Raw genomic sequence first — 2,867 nt, forward strand, 5'->3', positions numbered from 1 at the left:
CCGCTTTTCCCCGAAACGGAACTCGGCTGGTTTGTCTATGACGGCCATGAGGGTCAGGGCTACGCCACCGAAGGGGCCACCGCCCTGCGCGATTGGGCCTTTGCGCACCTGCACATCGACACCCTCGTCAGCTACACCCACCCCGAGAACACCGCCTCCAAGGCCGTCGCGCTCCGGCTGGGTGCCATCCCCGATGACACCGCCCCACGCCAAGACCCCGAAGATTGCGTCTTTCGCCATCACCGGAGGGCCGCTTGATGTTCCGCGACCGATCCACAGCTTTATCCACAATGATGACTGCCAAAGCTTGCTGTTTTGCGATCAATACAGGGGCATCTGCACAATGACCCCCTGCCTGATCAACACGCCGGTGCTGACGACCGAACGCCTGACCCTGCGCGCGCCGCAATCCTCCGATTTCAGCGCCATCGCACCTTTCATCACCTCGGATCGCGCGCGCTTTGTCGGCGGTGGGGCAGATAAGGATATCGGCCATGCATGGCGCATCCTCGCGATCTTTGCGGGCCATTGGCAGCTGCGCGGCTTTGGCATCTTCGTGGCCGAAGATCGCCGCGATGGCCGCCCCATCGGCTCTTTCGGCCCGTGGTTTCCCGGCGATTGGCCCGAGCATGAGCTGGGCTGGACGATCTGGCATGCCGCCGATGAGGGGCAAGGCTACGCGCAAGAAGCCGCTTTAGCCGTGCGTCGCCACGCCTATGCCGATCTGGGCTGGTCCACCGCCGTCAGCTATATCGACCCGCGCAATGACCGCTCGCGCCTCCTCGCCCAGCGGCTTGGCTGCACATTGGACGCAAGCGCCCCCCGCCCCGACCGCGACCCCACGCTTGAGGTCTGGCGCCACCCCGCCCCGTCCGAGGTGCTGGCCGCATGACCAATATCCCCACCCTCACGACCCAGCGCCTGACGCTGCGCGCGCCGCAGCTTTCGGATTTCGACGCTTATGCCGAATTCCGCGCCTCCGACCGCGCGCGCTTTGTGGGTGGGCCGAATACCCAGATCCAAGCATGGGGCCAGTTCATCGGCCTGCCCGGCCAATGGGTGATCCGTGGCTATGGCCGCTGGATCGTGGCCGACCGCGACAGCGACGCGCCTTTGGGCGTTGTGGGCCTGCTCTACCCCATCGGCTGGCCGGAACCCGAGATTGCTTGGTCGATGTTCGCGGCGGGTGAAGGGCGCGGGCTTGCGCATGAGGCCGCCCTCGCCGCGCGGCACTACGCCTATGAGACCGCCGGGTGGACCACCGCGATCAGCTTGATCGACCCGGAAAATACCCGCTCGACGGCCTTGGCCGAGCGCCTCGGCTGCCGGCCCGAGGCCGATTACCAGCACGAGATTTTCGGCGCGATGCAGATCTGGCGCCACCCCGCCCCCGCGCAAGGATTGGCCCCATGACCCGCTTTGGCCTGATCCCCGCGTATGTACGCGATCTGTACGCCCTGTGTACGCCTTGTGCCGCCCCCGCAACCGACAGGATGCAGCCATGACCGACGCCACCACCCGCGCCGCCGAATTGCTCAAAGGCCACCGCGAAAGCATCGACCGGCTCGATGCGATCTTGGTCTATACGCTGGGCGAACGCTTCAAACACACGCAAGCCGTGGGCCGCCTCAAGGCCGAACACGACCTGCCCCCCTCCGATCCTGCGCGCGAAGCAACACAGATCGCGCGCCTCGAAGATCTTGCGACACGGGCCGATCTCGACCCGGAATTCGCCAAGAAATTCCTGAAATTCATCATTCAGGAAGTCATCCGTCATCACGAACAACATCAGGAAAACGGGGCATAATCCGCCCCTCGCCAACCCAAGGAGAAACCCAATGGCAATGAAGATCAGACTGGCCCGCGGCGGCTCGAAAAAGCGCCCCTTCTACGCAATCGTCGCAGCCGATAGCCGCATGCCCCGCGATGGCCGCTTCATCGAAAAGCTCGGCACCTACAACCCGCTTCTCGCCAAGGACAGCGAAGACCGCATCCGCATGGATGTGGAGCGCGTGAAGCATTGGCTCGCCCAAGGCGCACAGCCCACCGACCGCGTCGTCCGCTTCCTCGAAGCCGCTGGCATCATTGAGAAAAAGACCCGCAACAACCCCGTGAAAGCGGAACCCGGCAAAAAGGCCAAAGAGCGCGCCGCTGAAAAAGCCGCCAAGGAAGCCGCCGCAGCCGAGGCCGCCGCAGCAGCCGCAGCAGCGCCCGCCCCTGCCGTTGTCGAGGCCGAGGTTGACGCCCCCGCTGACGCGGCAACCGACGCGGCAACCGAGTAATCGGTGCGCCCATGCGCATGATTGCATGGCATATCCAATGTGGGCCCGGTCATGACTGACCGGGTCTGCGTCGGTGCGATCGCGGGCGCTTTCGGCGTGCGCGGCGAGGTGCGGCTGAAAAGCTTTTGCGCCGAAGCGGCCGATATCGCCGCCTATGGCCCGCTGACCACCGAAGATGAGGGGCGCAGTTTCGACATCACGCTCACCCGGCCCGCCACCTCGGGCTTTGCAGCACGGCTTTCGGGCGTGATGACCAAGGAGGCCGCCGACGCCCTGCGCGGTCAGCGCCTTTTTGCCCCGCGCAGCGCCCTGCCAAACCTTCCCGACGATGAATTCTACCACGCCGATCTCTTGGGCCTTTCCGCGCGTGACACCGGCGGGGCCGAATTGGGCAAGATCGCCGCGGTGCTCAACCATGGTGCGGGCGATATACTCGAGCTGCGCGGCCCGGCCCTCAAAGGCTCCGTGCTTGTCCCCTTTACCCGCGCCATCGTGCCGACCGTTGACCTGGCCAGCGGTCGCGTGATTATCGACCCGCCAGAGGGTCTGTTCGACTGACATAAGCTTCTTCGTTTCATAAATATC

The 2,867-nt window shown here is 64.9% G+C and carries 6 protein-coding genes; all 6 read left to right on the forward strand.

Annotated features, from left to right (window positions below; translation table 11 throughout):
• The coding region (locus KG698_RS14915) for a GNAT family N-acetyltransferase (protein WP_213686334.1) at nucleotides 1-258 on the forward strand (258 nt) is incomplete at its 5' end.
• A gap of 85 nt (nucleotides 259-343) precedes the next feature.
• On the forward strand, nucleotides 344-892 hold the full coding sequence (locus KG698_RS14920) for a GNAT family N-acetyltransferase (protein WP_213686335.1): 549 nt from the start codon (nucleotides 344-346) through the stop codon (nucleotides 890-892).
• Entirely contained in the window at nucleotides 889-1,413 is a 525-nt protein-coding gene (locus KG698_RS14925; RefSeq protein WP_213686336.1) for a GNAT family N-acetyltransferase, read from the forward strand. The genes KG698_RS14920 and KG698_RS14925 overlap by 4 nt, the downstream gene beginning before the upstream one ends.
• Before the next feature lie 88 nt (nucleotides 1,414-1,501).
• On the forward strand, nucleotides 1,502-1,807 hold the full coding sequence (locus tag KG698_RS14930; protein WP_213686337.1) for a chorismate mutase: 306 nt from the start codon (nucleotides 1,502-1,504) through the stop codon (nucleotides 1,805-1,807).
• A gap of 31 nt (nucleotides 1,808-1,838) precedes the next feature.
• Complete coding sequence (gene rpsP, locus KG698_RS14935) at nucleotides 1,839-2,282, forward strand: 30S ribosomal protein S16 (protein WP_213686338.1); 444 nt, start codon at nucleotides 1,839-1,841, stop codon at nucleotides 2,280-2,282.
• A gap of 51 nt (nucleotides 2,283-2,333) precedes the next feature.
• A complete protein-coding gene (gene rimM / locus KG698_RS14940; protein WP_213686339.1) occupies nucleotides 2,334-2,840 on the forward strand; it encodes a ribosome maturation factor RimM in 507 nt (168 codons plus the stop codon).
• Nucleotides 2,841-2,867 lie beyond the last annotated feature (27 nt).

It is taken from the genome of Roseicyclus sp. (genome assembly GCF_018402035.1).
GTDB lineage: Bacteria > Pseudomonadota > Alphaproteobacteria > Rhodobacterales > Rhodobacteraceae > Roseicyclus.

What these genes read in the sequence shown, in the direction of transcription:
- KG698_RS14920 (WP_213686335.1), top strand. Translation starts at nt 344, where the DNA reads ATGACCCCCTGCCTGATCAACACGCCGGTGCTGACGACCGAACGCCTG.
- KG698_RS14925 (WP_213686336.1), top strand. Translation starts at nt 889, where the DNA reads ATGACCAATATCCCCACCCTCACGACCCAGCGCCTGACGCTGCGCGCG.
- KG698_RS14930 (WP_213686337.1), top strand. Translation starts at nt 1,502, where the DNA reads ATGACCGACGCCACCACCCGCGCCGCCGAATTGCTCAAAGGCCACCGC.
- rpsP (WP_213686338.1), top strand. Translation starts at nt 1,839, where the DNA reads ATGGCAATGAAGATCAGACTGGCCCGCGGCGGCTCGAAAAAGCGCCCC.
- rimM (WP_213686339.1), top strand. Translation starts at nt 2,334, where the DNA reads ATGACTGACCGGGTCTGCGTCGGTGCGATCGCGGGCGCTTTCGGCGTG.